Consider the following 19,358-nt stretch of genomic DNA (forward strand, 5'->3'; position numbering starts at 1 on the left):
CCTACCGAGACGGTCGCCGGAAGGTTCCGGCGGGCACATATTCCGTTGCCGCCACCCGGGCCCCGCCGTAAGCTCCTGTGTTTGTGCTGCGCGGGGTTATGGGGCGTTTCATGCCCGAACGACTGGGGTCATCGTTTCGCTGGTTGCTCGGTTCGAGCTGGGCGACCAACTTCGGCGACGGCGTGGCGATGGCGGCGGCACCGCTGCTCATCCTCTCACTGACCCGAGATCCGTTCCTGATCTCGCTCGGCGCGCTGATCGGCTGGGCCCCGCCGCTGGTGTTCAGCCTCTACGCGGGCGTGCTGTCGGACCGGCTCGACCGGCGGCGCATCGTGCTCGTGGCCAACGTGGTACGGCTGGCGCTCGTGGCCGCGCTGATCGCGATGATCGCCACCGGCAGCGTCACGGTGACCCTGGCCCTGGTCGCCCTCGCGCTGATCGGGGTCACCGAGGTGTTCGCCGACAACACCACCTCGACGCTCACCCCGATGCTGGTCTCCCGGGACGATCTCCTGGTCGCCAACGCCCGGCTGCAGACCGGGTTCATCACGTTCAACCAGCTCGCCGGGCCGCCCCTGGGCGCGCTGTTGTTCACCGTCGGCGCGGCGTGGCCGTTCGCCGGGCAGGCGCTGCTGGTCGCGGCCGGGCTGGTCATGATCTCGCGGATCAAGCTGCCGCCGCACGGGCGGCGCAACGGCACCGGCGGCGCGGGACTGTGGCAGGACCTCAAGGAGGGGTTCGGCTGGACGGTACGGCACGCCGCGGTGCGGACGCTGGTCCTCACCATCCTGATCTTCAACTTCACCTTCGGCGCCGCCTGGTCGGTGCTGGTGCTCTACACCACCGAGCGGCTCGGCCTGGGCTCGATCGGGTTCGGCCTGATCACCACGGTCGGCGCGGTCGGCGGGCTCGTCGGCACCGGCCTGTACGGGGCGATCACCCGCCGGTTCAGCCTCGGGGTGATCATGCGCGTGGGGCTGATCCTGGAGACGCTCACCCATCTGGGGCTCGCGCTCACCACCTCGCCGTGGATGGCGTCGGTGATCTTCCTGCTCTTCGGCGCGCACGCCTTCATCTGGGGCGCCACCTCGGTCACCGTACGCCAGCGCGCCGTACCGGACGAGCTGCAGGGCCGGGTCGGCAGCGTCAACACCCTCTGCGTCTTCGGCGGCCTGGTCGTGGGCTCGCTGATCGGCGGCGCGCTGGCCTCGCACTACGGGGTGACCGCGCCGTTCTGGTTCGCCTTCGCCGGCTCGGCGGTCTTCGTGGTGGCGCTCTGGCGGCAGTTGCTGCACATCACGCACGACGAGCCCGAGGCCGCGCGCCAGGCCTGACCCGGGCCGCTCAGGCGGACGGTTCGAGCACGAAGACCGGGATCTCCCGGTCGGTCTTCTTCTGGTACTCGGCGTAGTCGGGCCAGGCCTCCACCGCCCGGTCCCACCACCGCGCCCGCTCCTCGCCCTCGACCTGGCGGGCGGTGTAGTCGCGCGGCTCCGGGCCGTCCTGCAAGGTCACGTGCGGGTCGGCCACGATGTTGTGGTACCACAGCGGGTTCGTCGGCGCCCCGCCCTGGGAGGCCACGACCGCGTAGGCCGTGCCGTCGGTCACCCGCATCAGCGGCGTCTTGCGGATCTTCCCCGACTTCGCGCCCTTGGTGGTGAGGATGATGACCGGCCGGTCGCGCAGGGTGTTGCCCTCCGCGCCCCCGGTGCGTTCGTAGAGCTCGACCTGCTTGGCGACGAAGTCGGCAGGGCTCGGTTCGTATTCGCCGGTCAGCGGCATCGCGCCTCCAGACACTCTGGGCTCGACATGAGACGAGGCCTAAAATGAGACTATGTCTCGTAGTGAAGCCGATGGCTGGAGAGACCGCAAGAGACGCGACACCATGGCGCGTATCGCCTTATCCGCCGCAAAACTGGCGGTCGAGCAGGGGCTCGTGGCGACGACTGTCGACCGGATCGCCGAGGACGCCCGGGTCTCGCGCGCGACGTTCTTCCGCTACTTCCCGAGCAAGGAGTGCGCCGTCGCCGACGGCCTCACCCGTCCCTTCCTCGACCCCGTCATCGACGCCCTGGCCCGCCAGCCGTCCCACCTGCCCGCGATCGAAGCGATCCTCGCCGCCTTCGACGAGGCCGCGTGCACCCAGACGCGCGAGGCCGCCGAACTCACCCGCGCCTCGGCCACCCTGTCCGCCTGGACCTTGAGCCACCACCAGCGCTACGAGCAGACCATCGCCGACCTGATCACCCCGCGCCTCACCGAAACCGACGCCGGCCCCCGGTTGATCGCGGCCCTGGTCATGGCGGCCGTGCGGCTCTCCGTCGAGGACTGGCTCGACCAGGGCGGCCCCCTGCCCCAGCACCTCCATCGCACCCTCCGCTCGGCGGCCTGCCGTCAGTGACGCAGCGTGCCCAGAATGAGATCGGTCAACGCGGCGACAGCGTCCTCGGCAGTAGCTCGCCCGCGATTGAGCTCGGCGGCCACGGCCTCCGCCGCCCCGAGCACCCCCACGCAGCGCAGCCGCAGCGCCTCGCCGTCGAGGCCCGAGTGCGGCCGTAGAGCCGTAGCCATCAGCGTGGCGTAGTGCTCGACCATGTCGCGCTGCGTGGCCTCCAGCGCCGGACTGCCCTTCAGCGCGGCGGACACGGCGGTGAACTCCGGCAGGTCGGTGGCGCAGGTGAAGTACGCCTCGCTCATGACGCGAGCCACCCGCGAGGCGGCCGGCTCGGCGTCCCGCAACGCCTGAGCCAGCCGGTCCCGGTATTGCTCATCCAGCCGTAGATAGAGCGCCAGCAACAGCCCGGCACGGGTGGCGAAGTGGTCGTACACGATCGGCCGGCTCACCCGGGCGACCTCGGCGAGCGTGGGCAAGGTCAGCTCGTCGGCCCCCCGAGTACGCACGATCGTCAGAGCCGCGTCGAGCAGTTGCTCGCGCCTGGCCTCCTTGGACAGCCGGGTCGGCGGAGTGCCCACTTTTCCTCCCTTGCGTGAGGACTCCAGCTTAAGCTACAAAATGTAGGCTACAAAATGTAGCTTAGCTGAAAGGAGCTCAGCCATGGACCAGTCAGTACTGATCATGGGCGGATCGGGCCAGGCAGGGGCGGGCACGGCCGCGCTCCTGCGGCGGTGGTACCCGGCCCTGCCGCTGACCGTCGCGGGCCGCGACCTCGAACGCGCCGGGCGGGTCGCCGCCGACCTCGGCAACGCCACCCCCGCCACCCTCGACCTGCGGCGCGCCGACCTCGGCCTGCCGCCCGAACCAGGCTTCACGGCGGTGGTGGCAGCGGTGCGGGACTCCCACCTGAACGGGCTGCGCTTCGCGCAGGATCGCGGCGTGCCGTACTTGAGCATCTCCAACGGCCTGGTGGACATCACCCCGGAGGTCATCGCCGGCGCCCAGCGCACGACGGCCGCCCCGATCCTCCTGGCCAGCCACTTCCTGGCCGGACTCGTCGTGCTGGCCGCGATGGACGCCGCCCGCGACTTCGATCGCCTCGACACGATCCGGGTGGCCGCGGTGCTGGACGAGCACGACGCCGGCGGCCCCGCGGCTCTGGAGGACCTGGAGCGCCTGATGGAGGTCACCTCCGCCGGCCTGATCCGCCGCGACGGCGTCTTCACCTGGGCCACCGGCACCGCCGCCCAGGTGGACGTGCCCAGCATGGACGGGTCCGTCCTGCCCGGCCAGACCATCGCCACCCTCGACGTCCCGAGCCTCGCCCTCGCGACCGGCGCCCCCAACGTCCGCTTCGACTTCGCCGTCGGCGAGTCCACCGGCCGCCGCCGCGGCGACGCCCCTTCCCTCGAGCTCCACCTCGACCTGCAAGGCAGCGGGCCGGCAGGCACCCCGCTCAGCACCAGCCAATGGCTCGTCCACCCCGCAGGCCAGCGCCCGCTGACCGCCCTCGGCATCGCCCTGGGCTTGGAACGCCTGCTCGGCCTGCGCGGCGACCCAGTGCCACCGGGCCTGTACACCCCCGAAGCCCTGATCGACCCGTCCTACGCGGCCGAGCGCATGACGGAACTCGGCACGCTACGACTGCAGGGTGAGGAGGTCAGCGCACCGGCAGCCCGGTGACCGCCCGCCCGATGATCAACCGCTGGATCTCGCTGGTCCCCTCGAAGATGGTGTAGATCTTCGCGTCCCGGTGGAACCGCTCCACCGGATGCTCCCGCGTGTACCCCGCCCCGCCGAGGACCTGGATCGCCTGCTCGGTGACCCACACCGCCGTCTCCCCCGCGACGAGCTTGGACATCGAGCCCTCGGCCTGGTCGAAGGTGCGGCCGTTGCGGGCCATCCAGGCGGCGCGCCAGGTCATCAGCCGAGCGATGTCCACCCGGGTGGCCATGTCGGCCAGCAGGAAGGCGATCGCCTGGTTCTCGCCGATCTTGCGGCCGAACTGCTCGCGTTCGCGGGCGTAGTCGCGGGCGTACTCGAAGGCGGCGCGGGCGATGCCGACGGCCATGGCGGCGACGGTGGGCCGGGTGGTCTCGAAGGTGCGCATCGCGCCCTGCTGGCCGGTGCGCTCGCCGGCACGGGCCCGGGCGAGGCGGGCGTCGAGCTTGTCCTGGCCGCCGAGCAGGCAGGAGGCGGGCACGCGGACCCGGTCGAGGACGACCTCGGCGGTGTGCGAGGCGCGGATGCCGTGCTTGCGGAACTTCTGCCCCATGGACAGGCCCGGGGTGCCGGGCGGGATGACGAAGGTGGCCTGGCCGCGGGTGCCGAGGGCGGGGTCGACGGAGGCGACGACGACGTGCACCTCGGCGATGCCGCCGTTGGTGGCCCAGGTCTTGACGCCGTCGATGATCCAGTCGGATCCGTCGCGTACGGCACGCGTCCGGATGGCCCCGACGTCGGAGCCGGCGTCGGGCTCGGAGGCGCAGAACGCGCCGAGCTTAACGTCGTTCTCGGTGCCGAACATCTGGGGCAGCCACTCGCCCATCTGCTCCGGCGTGCCGTTGGCCGACAGGGCGGCAGCGGCCAGGCCGGTGCCGACGAGGGACAGGCCGATGCCGGCGTCGCCCCAGAAGATCTCCTCAAACGCGACCGGCAGCGCCAGGCCGGAGGGCTCGAACCACTGGGTGGCGAAGAAGTCGAGCGAGTAGAGCCCGATCTTGGCGGCTTCCTGGAGGACGGGCCAGGGGGTTTCCTCACGCTCGTCCCATTCGGCGCCGGCCGGGCGGATGACGTCGCGGGAGAAGCTGCGGACCCAGTCGCGGACCTCGATCACGTCCGGACTCAGGTCCAGGGAGAAGCTGCCGTCCATGTGTTACCTCCGGTAACACCTTACCGGTCGGTAGCTTTCGGGTGAAGCCCGCCCGGCGGCCTCACGTTCGGTAGCGTGGCCGTCACCCATGAACCGCTGGACGCTCGCCGTGCTCGCCACGCTCGCCGCCCTGGCCGGGTACCTGCTGCTGCGGCCCGCGCCCGCCACGCGCGTCACCGCGCTGTTCGACCGGACGGTCGGGCTGTATCCGGGGTCGGACGTGCGGGTGCTCGGCGTGAAGGTCGGCGAGGTCGAGGCGGTCGTGCCGGAGGGGTCCCGGGTGCGGGTGCGGATGGCGGTCCAGGCGAAGGTGCCGGCCCGGGTCCAGGCGGTGCTGGTGTCCAGGTCGGTGGTGGCCGACCGGTTCGTCCAGCTTGCTCCGCCGTACACGACGGGGCCTTCGCTGGCCGACGGCGCGACGATCACCGATACCCGGGTGCCGGTGGAGATCGACGAGGCGATGGCGAGCTTCGACGAGCTGGCGGTGGCGCTCGGTCCGCGGGGGGCCAACCGCGAGGGCGCGCTGGCCGAGCTGCTGCGGATCTCGGCGCGCACCTTCGACGGCCAGGGCGGCAAGATCGCCGACACGGTCGAGGGGCTGGGCGCGGCGGCCGAGGTGCTCGCCGGCAATCGGGACGAGGTCGCCGGCACCGTCCGCGACCTGGCCACGGTCACCAGCGGCCTGGCCGAGGACGACGCGGCGGTCCGTCGCTTCCTGGACGGCGTCGCCGAGGTGACCGGCCACCTCCACGACGACCGCGAACAGCTCCGCGCCGTGCTCAGGACCCTGTCGGGCACCCTGACGCAGGTGGCGCATTTCGTGGAGGACAACCGCGACGAGGTCGCCGCCGGCACGCGCGACCTGGCGCGGCTCAGCAAGCTGCTCGACGAGCATCGCGCGGCGCTCGCCACCTTCCTCGACACCGCCCCCGCCGCGCTCAACAACGCCGCGAACGCCTACGACGCCCAGTCCGGGACGTTCCGGGCCCGCCTCGACCTGAACGGGCAGACCGACGACCTGGGGTTGTGGCTGTGCTCGCTCACCCACTCGATGGGCGTGCCACCGGAACGCTGCGAACCCCTGCTGGACGAGACCCTGGGCGGGCTGGTCCCCCGAGTCCCTAGAGACTGAGCATCGGGGGGCGTTCGGCGATGGAGATGTCGCGGATGCGCAGTTCGTGGCCGGAGCCGGCGCGGCGGAACTGAGTGAGGCGGGTGGCGGGCTCCTCGACGGCGACCATCTTGCCCTGGCGTTCCAGACGGGACCAGGCGGCGAGCATGATCTGGGCGGCCATGCCGCCGAGGGCCTCGGTGGACTGGTGGGAGTGGGCGCGCGAGCCGAGGTCGACCTGGGCGAGGGCATCGAGGCCGGCGAGGTCGAGCAGGTCGACGAGCAGGCCGAGCTCGACGCCGTAGCCGGAGATGAACGGCACCCGCTCCAGGGCGCTGCGGCGGCCGGCGTACTCGCCGGACAGGGGCTGGATGAAGCCGGACAGCAGCGGCCAGTGCAGGTTGATGAGCGGGCGGGCGACGAGTTCGGTGACGCGGCCGCCGCCGGTGGGGGCGCCGTCGAGGGGGCGGTCGTAGCAGCCCTTCACGTAGACCACCGAAGGGTCGTCGAGGAGCGGCCCGAGCAGGCCACTGACAAACTCCGCCCGAAATTTCCGGATATCGGCGTCTACGAACACCACGAGATCCCCGGACGTCACGGCCAGCGACTTCCACAACGCCTCGCCCTTGCCGTCGAGCGGCTTGAGGCCGGGCAGGATCTCGTCCTGCGCGAACACCGCGGCCCCCGCCTCGGCGGCGACCACCGCGGTGTCGTCGGCCGAGCGCGAGTCGATGACGACCACCTCGTCCACCAGCCCGGCCAGCTCGTCCAGCACCACCCGGACGATCTCCCCCACGGTCTCCCGCTCGTCGCGCGCGGGCAGCACGACGCTGACCGTGGTGTCCTGCTTCAACTCCAGCAGCCGCGCCGGCGGCCAGTCCCCCGCCGACGAGGTACGGCTGGTCAGCCAGGCCTCCACCGCGGGCAGCATGGCTTCACCCATTCGTCTCCCCCGTCACGATCGTTCCCCCGAAAGCCTAGTTCAGCCCCGTACGGCATGCCGTTCGAGGAAGGTGTAGACGTCGGCCTCGTCCACGCCGGGGAAGGAACCGGGCGGCAGCGCGGCGAGCACGTGGGAGTTGGCCCGGGCGGAGGGCCAGGCGAAGCCGTCCCAGCGCTGGGCCAGCTCGGTCGGCGGGCGGCGGCAGCAGTCCCCCGTCGGGCAGCCCGACTTGGTGCGGTTGGTCGTCTCGCGCCCGCGGAACCAGCGCGACTCCCGGTACGGCACGCCGAGCGTGATGGCGAAGTCGCGCTCGCGCGAGGGGTCCACGTGCGCGACGCAGAAGTACGTGCCGGTCGGCGAGTCGGAGTACTGGTAGAACACCGAGAACCGGTCGGGCGAGAGGAAGACCTGCCGGCCCGACCACTGCTGGCACATCCGCTGGCCCTCGATCGCGCCCTGCTCGTCGGCGGGGAAGACGATGCCGTCGTTCTCGTAGGCCTTGTAGATGATCCCGCCGGCGTCGTTGCGCACGAAGTGGCAGACCAGCCCGAGATGGGTGGTGGCCAGGTTGGTGAAGCGGTGGGCGGCCATCTCGTAGGAGACGGCGAAGACGTCGCGCAGGTCCTCGACCGACAGCGCGCGGGCCTGCTTGGCCTCCTGGAGGAAGGTCGCGGCGGTCTTCTCCGGCACCAGGACGGCGGCGGCGAAGTAGTTGGCCTCGGTGCGCTGGCGCAGGAAGTCGGCGAAGTCGCGCGGCTTGCCGTGGCCGAGGGCCAGGTGGCCGATGGTCTGGAGCAGGATGGTGCGCGGGGTGTGCATGCCGAGCTGCTCGTTCTTCACGTAGATGCGCCGGTTGCGGGTGTCGGCGATGGAGCGCACCGAGCGCGGCAGGTCCTGGGCGGTGTGCACGGTGTAGCCGAAGTGCGTGACCAGCGCCTGGACGGTCGACTGCGACAGGGCGCCGGTGCGGTAGCCGACGGCGGCCAGGGCCTCGGCGGCGGCCTGCTCGATGTCGGGGAAGTAGTTGCCCAGCTCGCGCTGGCGGCGGCGCAGCTCGGCGTTGGCCGCCCTGGCCTCCTCGGGGGTGGCGGTGCCTCTGGCCTGCCGGGAGCGCAGTTCGCCGTAGAGGCCGAGGATGTGTTCGAGGACGTCGTTGGGGACGCGGGCGGAGACCTTGAGCTTGGGCAGGCCGAGCGCGGCGTAGATGGGATCGCGCTGGGCCTCCTCCAGTTCGATCTCGAGCTGGGCGCGGCGGTTGGGCGCCTGGCGGCGCAGGAGCTCCTCCACCGGTACGCCGAGGGCCGAGGCCAGGCCCTTGAGCAGGGTGAGCTTCGGTTCGCGCTTGCCGTTCTCCAGGAGCGAGAGCTGCGAGGGGGCGCGGCCCACCCGCTCGCCGAGGTCGGAGAGTGTCAGCCCGCGCTGTTTGCGCAGGTGGCGCAGGCGCTGCCCGAAGGCGATCAGATCCAGCTCCTGCGTCAAAGACAGCGGTTCTTCGCTCAGCAAGGAGGCCATGTCGGCATCTTAGACAGAAATTCTGTACTTCTTCTACTCCCTGCGGCAGCCCGTGTCGGCCGGGGTGCCCGGCTGCGCCTGCCGTACCGGATTGGTCTAGGCCAACTGGAAAACTTGCGAAATTTTCTCTTTGGAATACCTGTCAGTATTTTCCCATAGCGAATTTTCTTCGTTCTTCGCTGCCGCAGAGGGGCTGCCCATGGGTTGATTCCGGGCACACACTCGGCACAAGCACCCAGGGGACGACAAAAGGAGTGAACGATGAGCGATCGCCTCAAGGGAGCTGCCGAGCAGCTGCAGCAGGAGTGGGACACCAATCCCCGATGGAAGGGCGTGGAGCGCACCTACACCGCCGAAGACGTGGTGAAGCTGCGCGGCAGCGTCCAGGAGGAGCACACGCTCGCCCGCCGAGGCGCCGAGCGGCTCTGGGACCTCCTGCACACCGAAGACTACGTCCACGCCCTCGGCGCGCTCACCGGCAACCAGGCGGTGCAGCAGGTCAGGGCCGGGCTGAAGGCGATCTACCTCTCCGGCTGGCAGGTGGCCGCGGACGCCAACCTCGGCGCGCAGACCTACCCCGACCAGTCGCTGTACCCGGCCAACTCGGTGCCGGCCGTCGTGCGCCGCATCAACAACGCGCTGCTGCGCGCCGACCAGATCACCTGGTCGGAGGGCGAGGAGCGGGAGTGGCTCGCCCCGATCGTGGCCGACGCCGAAGCCGGCTTCGGCGGCGTGCTCAACGCTTTCGAGCTGATGAAGGGCATGATCGCCGCGGGCGCGGCGGGCGTGCACTGGGAGGACCAGCTCGCCTCCGAGAAGAAGTGCGGCCACCTCGGCGGGAAGGTCCTCATCCCGACCGGGCAGCACATCAAGACGCTCAACGCCGCCCGCCTGGCCGCCGACGTCTCCGGCGTCCCGACCCTGATCATCGCGCGGACCGACGCCCAGGCCGCGACGCTCCTGACCAGCGACGTGGACCCCCGCGACCAGCGTTTCACCAACGGCGAGCGCACCGCCGAGGGCTTCTACCGGGTGCGCAACGGCGTCGACGCCTGCATCGCCCGCGGCCTGGCCTACTCGCCGCACTCCGACCTGCTCTGGATGGAGACCTCCACGCCCGACCTCGACGTCGCCCGCGAGTTCGCCGAGGCGATCAAGGCCGAGTACCCCGACCAGATGCTGGCCTACAACTGCTCGCCGTCGTTCAACTGGAAGAAGCACCTCGACGACTCCACGATCGCCAAGTTCCAGAAGGAACTCGGGCACATGGGGTACAAGTTCCAGTTCATCACGCTGGCGGGCTTCCACTCGCTCAACTACTCGATGTTCGACCTGGCCCAGGGCTACGCCGGCGAGGGCATGACCGCCTACGTCGAGCTGCAGGAGGCCGAGTTCGCCGCCGAGTCGCGCGGCTACACCGCCACCCGGCACCAGCGCGAGGTCGGCACCGGCTACTTCGACCTGGTCAGCACGGCCATCTCGCCCGACTCCTCGACCACCGCGCTGCGCGGCTCGACGGAGGAGGAGCAGTTCGCCACGGCCCACTAGGACGCTTTCCGCGGGCTCTTCCAGGGAACGGGCCGGCGGGAAGGCAACAGGCGAACCCTGTTGATCGAGGCCGGACCTCTCCCGGGTCCGGCCTCTCAGCCTGTTCCTGGGGCCCTAAGCGCCGCTTGTCGACGGTGACGCGCTGGGCTGCTCCTCGCCCGGCCCCTCCTGCGGGATCTGGGTCGGCGTCTGGCTCGGCGTGGGCGTCGGCGTCTCGGTCTCCCCCGGACCCTCCTGCGGGATCGTGGAGATCCCCGACGACGGCTCCGGGCAGTGCTTCGACTTGCCGCGCTTGCGCCCGGCCGGGTTGACGCAGTCGCCGGGCCTCGACCCGGGCGGGTCGGGCCGGATCTCCTCGGTGACCTGCGGCGGAGTGGTCCGCACTGCGGCGACGTTCGGCGGCTTGGCCTCCCGCGTCCGGGTGACGATCACGGTCGGCCGCGTCGGCTCGACCGCCGGCGGCGTGGCCACCCCGGAGGTCCCGGCCACCGTGGGCCGGATGGTCGAGGCCGCGCTCCCGTGGTTGCGGATGATCGGCACGGTCTCCGGCGCCTGAGCGCCGCCGAAGGCCGTGCCGCCCCCTCCTGCGGCGGCCACGGTGAGCGCGGCGATGGACACCGTCGCCAGCGCCGCGAAGCTGGCGTGCGACAGGTGCGCGCCCTGGCGGGCGCGGCGCCGCCGGGGCGAGGTCTCGGGCGGCGGCCGGCGTTCGGGCCGCCGCTCCCCCGCCGGCGGGTACGGCACGGCGGTCCAGATCTCGTCGAGCACCCGCCGTACGGCTTCGCGCAGGTCCCACGGGTCCCCGACGCCACCGGCCGCCAGCAGCGCCCGCAGCAGGTCGGCCGCCTTGGGCCGCTCGGCCGGCTCCTTGACCAGCGCGGCGGCCACCGCGGGCCGCAGCAGCGCCGGCACCCCCTCCAGCCGCGGCTGCTCCAGCAGGATCCGCCGCGTCACCACATCGGCCTCGCCCGACCCGAACGGGTGATGGCCGGTCGCCGAATAGGCCACCAGGCAGCCCCACGCGAAGATGTCCGACGCCGGTACGGCAGGCCCCCCGGTCAACCGCTCGGGCGCGACCCACCCCGGACTGCCCATGACCTGCCCAGCCTGGGTATGCGCCGTCGCCGTGTCCACGTCACGGGCGATGCCGAAGTCGATGACACACGGCCCCTGCGGCGACAACAGCACGTTGCCCGGCTTGAGATCGCGATGCACCAGCCCCGCGTCATGCGCCGCCACCAGCGCGGCAGCCGCGCCCAGCGCCACCCCGTAGGCGAGATCCGGCGTGAGCGGCCCGCGCGCGGCCACCACCGACGACAGCGCCGGCCCGCGGATGTACTCGCTCACCAGGTAGGGGCGGTTGTTGTCCACCCCGTCCTCGATCACCGCGGCCGTGCAGAAGGGCACCACGCGCCGCGAGAGCGTCACCTCCTCGGCGAACCGCGCCCGCAGCGTCGCGTCGTTCAAGTGGACCGCGTGCGGCGTCTTCAGCGCCACGAGCCCGCCGCGCGGATGCTCGGCGAGGTACACCACACCCATGCCGCCCGAACCGAGCCGTCCGAGCAGCAGGTACCGGCCGATGATGACCGGATCTCCCACCGTGAGCGGCCGCACGCCCAGGGGCATGCCCTCAGCTCGCGCCATCCGGATATCGCCTCTCAGCTCGCCTTGAGGTCATGACAAGGCACACTCTGGCCCCATGGCTGGAGGGTTTCCGCATGTCTTTCATAAGGGGTATCGGAGGTAAGGCGAGTCTTGCCGTTTGGTGAGTAAGGGGTGTGACATCTGCGCTTTTGTGAGCCCTGTGGCACTGCCGGGGAGCGCCGGCTTCTCGGACCACCATGAGGGCTCCGAAGGCGGCGGCCCTGAGTGCATCCCCGCTGTGGCGGCCATCGCGCTCGCCCGGATCTCCTAGCGTCGACGAGGAGCCGTCGGGGATCTATCGCCCCACATGGTGCGTTGATCCAGCAGACCCGGGCGTGGAACTTCCGCGCGGCGGGCGGCGCGCAGGGAGACGGTATGGACTCGGTAGTGGTGAACGGCGTCCGGCTCGGCTACGAGCGGGCCGGTTCGGGGCCCGCGGTGGTGCTGGTCGGCCGCCCCCTACACCGTCGACGACCTGGCCGCCGATGTCGCGGGCCTGATCGAGGCACTCGAACTGGGCCCGAGCGTCGTGGTCGGCTACTCCCTGGGCAGCTTCACCGCCGAGCTCCTCGCCCGTACCCGCCCCGACCTGGTACGTGCGGCCGTCTTGCTGGCCGGGGCCGGGCCGTTGACCGGCGTGCTGGACGCCGTGCTGGAGGCCGAGACCGAGCTCATCGCCACCACCGGCCGGCTCTCGCCCGCCTTCATGCGGCTGCAGACGCTCCTCGGCGCCCAGGAAGCGGTGTGGACCTCCACCGAGGGCGAGAACGGCCAGTCGGCGGCCTCGGACCGATGGCTTCGCGACGAGCACCGCATGGCCGCCCTCGGCCAGATCACCGCGCCGGTGCTGGTGCTCGCCTACGAACACGACCTGTACTTCCCGCCCTCCTGCGGGCAGATCGCCGCCGACGCGCTCCCCAGAGGGCAGTTCACGCAGATCCCCGGCGCCGCACACGGCGGCCTGCTCACCCACCCCGGCGAGACCACCAAGGCGATCCTGGCCTTCCTCGCTGACCTCGACCTGAACCAGCCGGGCCAAGGAACCGGTGCAAGCCCGGGCGGAGCCTGACGACACCCCGCGCGGCCCTCGGCGAGGACCCAGGAGGCGCCGGCCACCGAAGGGCCGCACCGCTTGCCCTTGTCGGAGGGCGGCGGGGATCGGGTCCTGGATGGTTCCGTTCACGGTGGGACGGAGTGCGCTGGAAGGTCAAACGTGGGCTGCGTGTGCAACATCCCGACCGGCCCGTCCACCCCGCACCGCGAACGGCGGCCGTCAACCAGAGCGGGCCGACCACTCCACCAGCGGCGGGCGGACCGCCGCGCACAACGGCTGCCCCTTGGCGTCGGTCAACCCCAGCCGCGCCACCAGGACACCGCCGGCCACGGCGTCCTCCAGCACCGGGGCGGGAACCGCGTCCAGGTGCAGCTTGGCCCGCCGGAACATCGCGATCGCCCCGGCATCATCGACCGTCCCCCACGACAGGTAGACGAACCGGCCGCCGGGTCCGCCCTGCACGAACGGGCCACGCAGATCCCAACCCGGCTCCGTCCGGGTCGGCGTCACCTCCAGCTCCCAGACCGCCGAGGAGGCGTCGCCGGGCGTCAGCCCGAGCAATTCCTCGCGCCGCTGGCGCCGTTGCACACCGACGTGGATGTTGGCGTAGCCGGGAAATCCGGGTTCCCGCCCACAGACGCGGCCCGGCAGATCGGACGCCTCGATGCGGATCAGCACGCCACCATCATGCCCCTCGACCAGCCACGCCGGCGACTGGCGGACAAGGACCTCCCTGTCAGGCCAAGCGCCAAAAGCCGATCCGATCCTCGCCGAGGTGAGTCTTCCTGTACGGCAGCCGCGACCCGGGGCAGTTCGCGCGCGGGCAGCGATGACATACCGCTGATCAGGGACAATGCTCGTATGACCGATTGGGAAGCCGTTCGCGCGAATGACTGTGTCGTCCCCGCTGACCGGCCGTTCGACGAGCTCGTGGAAGAACTGGTGCAGGCCGTACGAGACCCCGATCCCATCATCCGCGACGGGCACGCGTATGCGGTGCTGTCCACGTGGATCGAGCGGGATGTGATCGACGCCGAGCGGCGGGCCAAGATCGGGTCGGTGATGGCGGCCCGGTTCGACGACCACGAGATCCAGGCTCGAACCTTCGCCCCGCTGATCCTCGACATGATCGTTTCCAAGGGCGACTACGCCTCCGGCTGGGAAGCGGCCTTCACCCGCTGGTTCCCCGCGGAAGCCGACGTGCGCGGGTATGACGAGCGGCTGGGCTGGCTGCACGCCGTGGCGCACGGCGCCGACCTGCTCGGCACCTTCGGGCAGCATCCCGCGGTGCGGCCGGCGGCGATGCTGGAACTGGCGGCGGCGAGGCTCCTGGCTCCGACCGCATACGTGTTCGCGCAGCAGGAGGACGAGCGCCTGGCGCAGGCCATCGCGCGATGCCTGACCCGGCCGGAGCTGACGGTTGTGGAGGCGCTCGGCTGGCTGGAGACGGTGGCGGCGGACCTGGCCGCGCTGCCACGAGGGCCGATCCCCGCCCACGCTGCCAACACCATTCGCACGCTGCGAGTTCTCTACATTCTGGCCGGAGAGGGGGTGCGGACACGACGAGATGCGACACCGGTCGCGCTCCCACACGGTGCCGCGATCAAGGAGAAGCTCGGGTCCGTGCTGGCCGAGCACTTCCAGTACGCCTGACCGGAGGGCTGCTCCGCCTCACGCTGACCGGCCGAGACGCACGTCATCCAGCGCAACCGCCATGCCTACGCCGCCTGATGTGGAACTAGTTGGGGAGCGACGAGCGGGTCGCGTGCAATGAGCCCAGGAGCTGCAGCCGGTCCGCGTCGGCGGTGCCCGGCTCGGCGGTGAAGACCAGCATGACCGGGCCGGGGTTGCCGAGCAGCGGGTAGGTGTCCCAGTCCAGGACGATGTCGCCGACCGCGGGGACCCGGAAGGTCTTGGTGCCGCTGACCGACGCGCGGACGTCGTGCCGGGCCCACAATCGCCGGAACTCGGCGCTGCGGATGCTCAGCTCGCCGACGATCGCGGTGGCGCGTGGGTGAGTGGGGTCGGCGGCGACGGCGGCACGCATCATGCCGATGTAGTCCAGGGCCTGCCGCTCCCAGTCCGGGCAGCTCCGCTCGCCGGTCATCGTGTCGTCGAACATCAGCAGGAGCATGTTGAGCCGGTGGCGCGGGTAAGCGTCCGGGGAGCCGAGCAACGCCTCCGCCATCGGGTTCCAGTCGAGCAGGTCGAGGTGCCGGCCGAGCACGACCGCCGGGGTGTGCATCACCCGCAGCAGCCGCCGGGTGCTGTCCGGCACGCTTTCCGGTCCACGGTCCACCCGGGTGGGTAGCGGGCGCCGGGCGGCGCGGGCCAGGGCGAACAGGTGGCGGCGTTCATCGGGGTCGAGGCCGAGCGCGCCGGCGAGCGCGTCCAGGACGTCGTCGGACGGGCGCACCTCCCGGCCCTGCTCCATCCGCTGGTAGTAGTCGGTGCTCAGTCCGGCCAGCAAGGCCAGTTCCTCGCGCCGCAGCCCGGTGACCTTGCGCCGGCCGCCCGGTTCCAGTCCGACGTCGTGCGGACGCAGCCTGCCGCGCCGGGCTCGCAGGAAATCTCCGAGCTCACGGGCGTACGGATTGCTCATGCCGTAAGTGTGCCGCCTCGCTGGGCGCCCAAGGTAGGTCCCGCAGACCTAGGCGGCCGAGAACGATCGAAGCGGCCCGCACTGCGCCTAGCGTCGCCGGTCTACCGCACCGATACCGCAGGAGCCGCAGATGACCGGATGGACCGCCGACCGCATCCCCGACCAGCACGGCCGGATCGCCGTCGTGACCGGCGCGAACTCGGGCCTCGGCCTGATCACCGCGAGCGAGCTGGCGCGCCGCGGCGCCCAGGTCGTGCTCGCCGTACGCAACACCGCCGCCGGGGAGGAGGCCGCGCGCCGGATCGGCGGCGATGTCGAGGTGCGCGAGCTGGACCTGGCCTCCCTCGACTCGGTACGCACGTTCGCCGCGAAGCTGGCCGCCGACCACCCGGCGATCGACCTGCTGGTCAACAACGCCGGCGTGGTGCTCCTCGGGCCGCGCCGTACCTCCGCCGACGGCTTCGAGCTGCAGCTCGCCACCAACATGCTGGGCCACTTCGCGCTGACCGGCCTGCTGCTCGACACGCTCGCCGCGGCGAGGCGAAGCCGGGTGGTCAGTCTCAGCTCGATCACCCACAAGAACGCGCACCTCGACTTCGACGACCTGATGTCCGAACGCGACTACCGGGCCACTGCCGCCTACGGCCGGTCCAAGCTCGCCACCACGATCTTCGGCGTCGAGCTGGACCGCCGCCTGCGCGCCGCCGGATCGCCGATCGCCAGCACGCTGGCCCACCCCGGTGTCACCCGCACCAACCTGACGCCACGTGCCTGGGAGCATCGTGGCCGGTTCGGGCAGCTGATCGCGCGACTGGGCCTGCTGGCCACCCAGTCGGTGGAGCAGGGCGCGCTGCCGCAGTTGCGCGCCGCGACCGATCCCGACGTGCGGGGTGGCCAGTTCTTCGGGCCGTCCAGGCTCTGGGAGACGTGGGGGCCGGTCGCCGAGGCCCGGCTCAGCCGGGAGGCGGCCGATCCGGCCGTCGGCAAGCGGCTCTGGGCGGCGGCCGAGGAACTTACCGGCGTCAGTTACCTGTGACCCCTGCGGCCCCCGGCCGTCCGGAGTAATGTGCCCTAGCACCGGACCGCCTCACGGGACGAGGGCGACCACCCCGCCGCGCCGACTCCTGTGGGATCACGAGCAGAGCGGGCGTCTGAAGCTGCGGTCATGGAAGCTTGCTCGATCCGGGCGAGGTCTGCCCCTCCCCTTCGGCGATGACGGCAGGGAAGGCGTCGTCCTTCAGGGGCGAGAGGGGGCTGAACAGGCCCTTGGGCTGCCGCCTATTTCAGCAAAACCCCGCCGAAGTAGGCCTGAGTCGAGTTGAGGCCGTACCGGCTGGGGTGGACGGCCTGGGCCGTACTGGTCAAGACGCCGGTGGCCGAGCCGAACAGGACGGCCAGCATGCCGCTGCCGCCGTTCTTGGCGGGTGCGCCGACGATGACCTCGCCCTTGCCGTCGCCGGTGAGGTCGGTGATCGTGATGGCCTGCCCGAAGCGGTCGCCGGGCTTGGACTGCTCCGCGATCGGGTCGGCCAGGGCGGTTCCGCCGACGGGCCCGATGCCGTCCTGCGTGACGAGCTGAGCTCGTTTGATCACGGGGCCGGTGGCGGAGCCGGGGATCACCATGACGGCGCCGGCTTCGCTGTGGCCGGAGACGGTGGCCTTGGAGGCGCCGATGACGATCTCGGCCCAGCCGTCGCCGTTGACGTCGCCCACGGCCAGGCCTGGGCCGAGCTCGGCGCTGGTGGCGAGCGAGGACAGGTCGACGGTGTAGCCGGGGGCGGAGGACGGGCCGGTGGCTCTGCCGTACCAGACCTGCAGCGAGGCCGTGCTCGGGGTGAGCATGACCAGGTCGTCGTGCCCGTCGCCGTTCACGTTGCCCATCGCCACTTCGGAGTCGGCCTTGGGGCAGCCCTGGCCGTAGGAGGGAGGCGAGGTGCAGGTGGACGGCGAGCCCAGCGTGGTGAGCTGCACCTGGGGCCGGTGCGGATCGTCGATGAGCCACAGGTGGGGCCCCAGCTCCCCTGCGCCGGAGTGTCGGCCGGCGACGACCGCGATCTCCAGCTTGCCGTCGCCGTCGAGGTCACCGGAGGCGGCGCTCGTCTCCTTGGTGAGGTAGCTGTCATCCGCGAAGTCGGTGAAGAGAAGATTCGCGGACCTGTTGTACCAGCCGCCGACGCTGAACCAGTAGCCGCCTCTCGTCGGTCCGACGATGTCGGTTCCCGGCTGGTCGTCGAACTGGCCGCTCATCAGTCTCCAGGGAGCCGTACGGTGACCGTAGACGCGGCGCTCGAGCGTGGCGGTCCCCTGGGAGGTCCAGGAGTCGACCTGCAGGTCGTAGTGTCCCCGGGAGATGAGGTCGGTCCTGCCGTCGGCGTCCACGTCGGCTGCGCTGAGGTTCACGCCCCACGCCTCGCAGGGCAGCCCGCCTGCCGTACAGCCGGGCGCGGGGCGGATGATGTGCCGGTTGTAGGTCAGCCCGTCCGGCCCGCCGAACAGGACGGCCACCAGACCCGAGTTCTTGGTGCCCGGATAGCCGGGATAGCTCGGGCTGCCGACGGCCAGGTCGTTGTAACCGTCGCCGTTGAAGTCGGTGTTCGGACCGGCGGCCGCCTGAGCGGGACCGGCGGGGAGGGTGAGGGCGGCGCTGAGGGCGAGGACCGCCGCCGACTGAAGGATCTTGCGAGCGTGCATGACTGCATGGTGATCGGTCACGCTTGGAGACCACTTGTGCGCGGATGGAGCGAGCAGCGGGTCAACCGCTGTCAGCGGCGAGCCCGATGGCCGGGAGGATGGCCTGGTCGACGATGTCGGCCAGGTCCGCGTCGCTGGGAGGCCGGCCGTCCAGCAGGCGCTTGGTGACCAGTGCCTCGCCGATATCGGCGACCACGGGGGTGACCAGTGCGGCGGGGAAGTGGCCGCGGTCGGCGTAGTGCCGCAGCACCGTGCTGGTGAACGTGCCTCCCCGCCGGGCGAAGACCTTCTCGAAGAGCGCCTCGGAGACCTGCGCGGCGCCCAGGGGATCGGTGAGGATGGCGGCGACCGCCCGCCCGGCCGGGCTGAGCATCCAGGCCCGCATCAGTTGGAGCGACCGGATCAGGTCGCCGCGCAGATCGTCGGCTCCCGGGGTGGGCTCCTCGACCGGATGCGCGTGGTAGAGCGCGTCGAGAAGCACTTCGATCGGGTCCGACCAGCGACGGTACAGCGTGGTGCGGGCGGTTGCCGCCCGCCTGCCGATGCCTTCCATGGTCAGCCGGCCGACGCCGACCTCCCAGACCTCCTCCAGCACCGCGGCGTGGATGGCGCTGGCCACTTCTTCGGCGCTCCGCCGCGTCCGGCCGCTGTGCTCTCCCACTCGTCGCCCCTTGTTCGACCCCGGTGTCATCTTAAATCCGCGGAAGCACCCTTCAATGGGAGAGGTCAGCCATGTCCGTCGCGCCACCGGCCTTGCCGGCGGGCTCGCGTACGCGGCGATCATCGGACTCCTCGTCGGCCTGGGGCAGCGCGCGGACCCGGGCTGGCTACGGGAACCGGCCGAGGCCGCCCTGCGCCGGCTGACGTACCGGCGAAGCTGACCCACGCGAAGGCTCTTCCCGTGTTGGAACTGCGCGACATCGAGATCTTCCTGACCCTGGCCGAGGAGCTGCACTTCGGCCGCACCGCCGCCCGGCTGCACGTCT

Annotated in this window: 18 protein-coding genes and 2 pseudogenes; 10 read left to right on the forward strand and 10 right to left on the reverse strand. The window is 71.4% G+C overall.

Annotation, left to right across the window (positions count from 1 at the left end; translation table 11 throughout):
• Window positions 1-110: 110 nt before the first annotated feature.
• Complete coding sequence (locus tag ACIBG7_RS35710) at window positions 111-1,334, forward strand: MFS transporter (RefSeq protein WP_357934360.1); 1,224 nt, start codon at window positions 111-113, stop codon at window positions 1,332-1,334.
• Window positions 1,335-1,344: 10 nt separating this feature from the next.
• Here ACIBG7_RS35710 and ACIBG7_RS35715 read toward each other — a convergent pair whose 3' ends face one another.
• Complete coding sequence (locus tag ACIBG7_RS35715) at window positions 1,345-1,782, reverse strand: nitroreductase family deazaflavin-dependent oxidoreductase (protein WP_357934362.1); 438 nt, start codon at window positions 1,780-1,782, stop codon at window positions 1,345-1,347.
• Window positions 1,783-1,885: 103 nt separating this feature from the next.
• On the opposite strand from ACIBG7_RS35715, the gene ACIBG7_RS35720 reads away from it, so the two are divergent.
• Complete coding sequence (locus ACIBG7_RS35720) at window positions 1,886-2,401, forward strand: TetR family transcriptional regulator (RefSeq protein ID WP_357934510.1); 516 nt, start codon at window positions 1,886-1,888, stop codon at window positions 2,399-2,401.
• Here ACIBG7_RS35720 and ACIBG7_RS35725 read toward each other — a convergent pair.
• Window positions 2,395-2,973 carry a TetR/AcrR family transcriptional regulator gene (locus ACIBG7_RS35725; RefSeq protein WP_397339122.1) on the reverse strand — a complete coding sequence of 193 codons (579 nt, stop codon included), beginning with the start codon at window positions 2,971-2,973 and terminating at the stop codon, window positions 2,395-2,397. The genes ACIBG7_RS35720 and ACIBG7_RS35725 overlap by 7 nt on opposite strands.
• 82 nt (window positions 2,974-3,055) lie before the next feature.
• Here ACIBG7_RS35725 and ACIBG7_RS35730 point away from each other — a divergent pair, with 82 nt between their 5' ends.
• A complete protein-coding gene (locus tag ACIBG7_RS35730) occupies window positions 3,056-4,078 on the forward strand; it encodes a hypothetical protein (protein ID WP_397339123.1) in 1,023 nt (340 codons plus the stop codon).
• On the opposite strand, the gene ACIBG7_RS35735 is transcribed toward ACIBG7_RS35730, so the two are convergent.
• The gene (locus ACIBG7_RS35735; protein WP_397339124.1) at window positions 4,056-5,267 is read right to left on the reverse strand and encodes an acyl-CoA dehydrogenase family protein; all 1,212 of its coding nucleotides are present in this window, start codon (window positions 5,265-5,267) and stop codon (window positions 4,056-4,058) included. The two genes, ACIBG7_RS35730 and ACIBG7_RS35735, sit on opposite strands and share 23 nt — an antisense overlap.
• A gap of 88 nt (window positions 5,268-5,355) precedes the next feature.
• Here ACIBG7_RS35735 and ACIBG7_RS35740 point away from each other — a divergent pair, with 88 nt between their 5' ends.
• Window positions 5,356-6,399, forward strand: a complete 1,044-nt coding sequence (locus tag ACIBG7_RS35740; RefSeq protein ID WP_397339125.1) for an MCE family protein — start codon at window positions 5,356-5,358, stop codon at window positions 6,397-6,399.
• Here the strand turns inward: ACIBG7_RS35740 and ACIBG7_RS35745 are convergent.
• The gene (locus ACIBG7_RS35745) at window positions 6,389-7,309 is read right to left on the reverse strand and encodes a glucosyl-3-phosphoglycerate synthase (RefSeq protein ID WP_397339220.1); all 921 of its coding nucleotides are present in this window, start codon (window positions 7,307-7,309) and stop codon (window positions 6,389-6,391) included. The two genes, ACIBG7_RS35740 and ACIBG7_RS35745, sit on opposite strands and share 11 nt — an antisense overlap.
• Window positions 7,310-7,360: 51 nt before the next feature.
• On the reverse strand, window positions 7,361-8,833 hold the full coding sequence (locus ACIBG7_RS35750) for a helix-turn-helix domain-containing protein (protein WP_397339126.1): 1,473 nt from the start codon (window positions 8,831-8,833) through the stop codon (window positions 7,361-7,363).
• Between the two features lie 261 nt (window positions 8,834-9,094).
• Here ACIBG7_RS35750 and aceA point away from each other — a divergent pair, with 261 nt between their 5' ends.
• On the forward strand, window positions 9,095-10,381 hold the full coding sequence (aceA, locus tag ACIBG7_RS35755) for an isocitrate lyase (protein WP_397339127.1): 1,287 nt from the start codon (window positions 9,095-9,097) through the stop codon (window positions 10,379-10,381).
• A 114-nt stretch (window positions 10,382-10,495) separates the two neighbouring features.
• On the opposite strand, the gene ACIBG7_RS35760 is transcribed toward aceA, so the two are convergent.
• Entirely contained in the window at window positions 10,496-12,025 is a 1,530-nt protein-coding gene (locus ACIBG7_RS35760) for a protein kinase (protein WP_397339128.1), read from the reverse strand.
• A 454-nt stretch (window positions 12,026-12,479) separates the two neighbouring features.
• Here ACIBG7_RS35760 and ACIBG7_RS35765 point away from each other — a divergent pair.
• Window positions 12,480-13,094: pseudogene (locus ACIBG7_RS35765) on the forward strand (alpha/beta fold hydrolase); the annotation flags it as partial.
• 204 nt (window positions 13,095-13,298) lie between these two features.
• Here ACIBG7_RS35765 and ACIBG7_RS35770 read toward each other — a convergent pair.
• Complete coding sequence (locus tag ACIBG7_RS35770; protein WP_397339129.1) at window positions 13,299-13,757, reverse strand: DUF5990 family protein; 459 nt, start codon at window positions 13,755-13,757, stop codon at window positions 13,299-13,301.
• 183 nt (window positions 13,758-13,940) lie between these two features.
• On the opposite strand from ACIBG7_RS35770, the gene ACIBG7_RS35775 reads away from it, so the two are divergent.
• On the forward strand, window positions 13,941-14,732 hold the full coding sequence (locus ACIBG7_RS35775; protein ID WP_357934387.1) for a DUF2785 domain-containing protein: 792 nt from the start codon (window positions 13,941-13,943) through the stop codon (window positions 14,730-14,732).
• Window positions 14,733-14,817: 85 nt separating this feature from the next.
• Here ACIBG7_RS35775 and ACIBG7_RS35780 read toward each other — a convergent pair whose 3' ends face one another.
• On the reverse strand, window positions 14,818-15,681 hold the full coding sequence (locus ACIBG7_RS35780; RefSeq protein ID WP_397339130.1) for a helix-turn-helix transcriptional regulator: 864 nt from the start codon (window positions 15,679-15,681) through the stop codon (window positions 14,818-14,820).
• Window positions 15,682-15,811: 130 nt separating this feature from the next.
• Between ACIBG7_RS35780 and ACIBG7_RS35785 the strand changes: the two genes are divergently transcribed.
• On the forward strand, window positions 15,812-16,717 hold the full coding sequence (locus ACIBG7_RS35785; protein ID WP_397339131.1) for an oxidoreductase: 906 nt from the start codon (window positions 15,812-15,814) through the stop codon (window positions 16,715-16,717).
• 242 nt (window positions 16,718-16,959) lie between these two features.
• Here ACIBG7_RS35785 and ACIBG7_RS35790 read toward each other — a convergent pair whose 3' ends face one another.
• Both ACIBG7_RS35790 and ACIBG7_RS35795 read right to left on the reverse strand, forming a co-directional pair.
• Complete coding sequence (locus ACIBG7_RS35790) at window positions 16,960-18,372, reverse strand: FG-GAP-like repeat-containing protein (protein WP_397339132.1); 1,413 nt, start codon at window positions 18,370-18,372, stop codon at window positions 16,960-16,962.
• Window positions 18,373-18,433: 61 nt separating this feature from the next.
• Window positions 18,434-19,033 carry a TetR/AcrR family transcriptional regulator C-terminal ligand-binding domain-containing protein gene (locus ACIBG7_RS35795; RefSeq protein ID WP_397339133.1) on the reverse strand — a complete coding sequence of 200 codons (600 nt, stop codon included), beginning with the start codon at window positions 19,031-19,033 and terminating at the stop codon, window positions 18,434-18,436.
• 55 nt (window positions 19,034-19,088) lie between these two features.
• On the opposite strand from ACIBG7_RS35795, the gene ACIBG7_RS35800 reads away from it, so the two are divergent.
• Together ACIBG7_RS35800 and ACIBG7_RS35805 are read left to right on the forward strand one after the other, a co-directional pair.
• Entirely contained in the window at window positions 19,089-19,253 is a 165-nt protein-coding gene (locus ACIBG7_RS35800; protein WP_397339134.1) for a hypothetical protein, read from the forward strand.
• Window positions 19,254-19,273: 20 nt separating this feature from the next.
• A pseudogene (locus tag ACIBG7_RS35805) lies at window positions 19,274-19,351 on the forward strand (hypothetical protein); the annotation flags it as partial.
• Window positions 19,352-19,358 lie beyond the last annotated feature (7 nt).

Origin of the sequence: Nonomuraea sp. NPDC050328, assembly GCF_044459405.1 — a bacterium.
GTDB lineage: Bacteria > Actinomycetota > Actinomycetes > Streptosporangiales > Streptosporangiaceae > Nonomuraea.

Coding starts and splice junctions, on each gene's coding strand:
- ACIBG7_RS35710 (WP_357934360.1), top strand. CDS start 111: ATGCCCGAACGACTGGGGTCATCGTTTCGCTGGTTGCTCGGTTCGAGC.
- ACIBG7_RS35715 (WP_357934362.1), bottom strand. CDS start 1,782: ATGCCGCTGACCGGCGAATACGAACCGAGCCCTGCCGACTTCGTCGCC.
- ACIBG7_RS35720 (WP_357934510.1), top strand. CDS start 1,886: ATGGCGCGTATCGCCTTATCCGCCGCAAAACTGGCGGTCGAGCAGGGG.
- ACIBG7_RS35730 (WP_397339123.1), top strand. CDS start 3,056: ATGGACCAGTCAGTACTGATCATGGGCGGATCGGGCCAGGCAGGGGCG.
- ACIBG7_RS35735 (WP_397339124.1), bottom strand. CDS start 5,267: ATGGACGGCAGCTTCTCCCTGGACCTGAGTCCGGACGTGATCGAGGTC.
- ACIBG7_RS35740 (WP_397339125.1), top strand. CDS start 5,356: ATGAACCGCTGGACGCTCGCCGTGCTCGCCACGCTCGCCGCCCTGGCC.
- ACIBG7_RS35745 (WP_397339220.1), bottom strand. CDS start 7,309: ATGCTGCCCGCGGTGGAGGCCTGGCTGACCAGCCGTACCTCGTCGGCG.
- ACIBG7_RS35750 (WP_397339126.1), bottom strand. CDS start 8,833: ATGGCCTCCTTGCTGAGCGAAGAACCGCTGTCTTTGACGCAGGAGCTG.
- aceA (WP_397339127.1), top strand. CDS start 9,095: ATGAGCGATCGCCTCAAGGGAGCTGCCGAGCAGCTGCAGCAGGAGTGG.
- ACIBG7_RS35760 (WP_397339128.1), bottom strand. CDS start 12,025: ATGGCGCGAGCTGAGGGCATGCCCCTGGGCGTGCGGCCGCTCACGGTG.
- ACIBG7_RS35775 (WP_357934387.1), top strand. CDS start 13,941: ATGACCGATTGGGAAGCCGTTCGCGCGAATGACTGTGTCGTCCCCGCT.
- ACIBG7_RS35780 (WP_397339130.1), bottom strand. CDS start 15,681: ATGAGCAATCCGTACGCCCGTGAGCTCGGAGATTTCCTGCGAGCCCGG.
- ACIBG7_RS35785 (WP_397339131.1), top strand. CDS start 15,812: ATGACCGGATGGACCGCCGACCGCATCCCCGACCAGCACGGCCGGATC.
- ACIBG7_RS35790 (WP_397339132.1), bottom strand. CDS start 18,372: ATGCACGCTCGCAAGATCCTTCAGTCGGCGGCGGTCCTCGCCCTCAGC.
- ACIBG7_RS35800 (WP_397339134.1), top strand. CDS start 19,089: ATGGGAGAGGTCAGCCATGTCCGTCGCGCCACCGGCCTTGCCGGCGGG.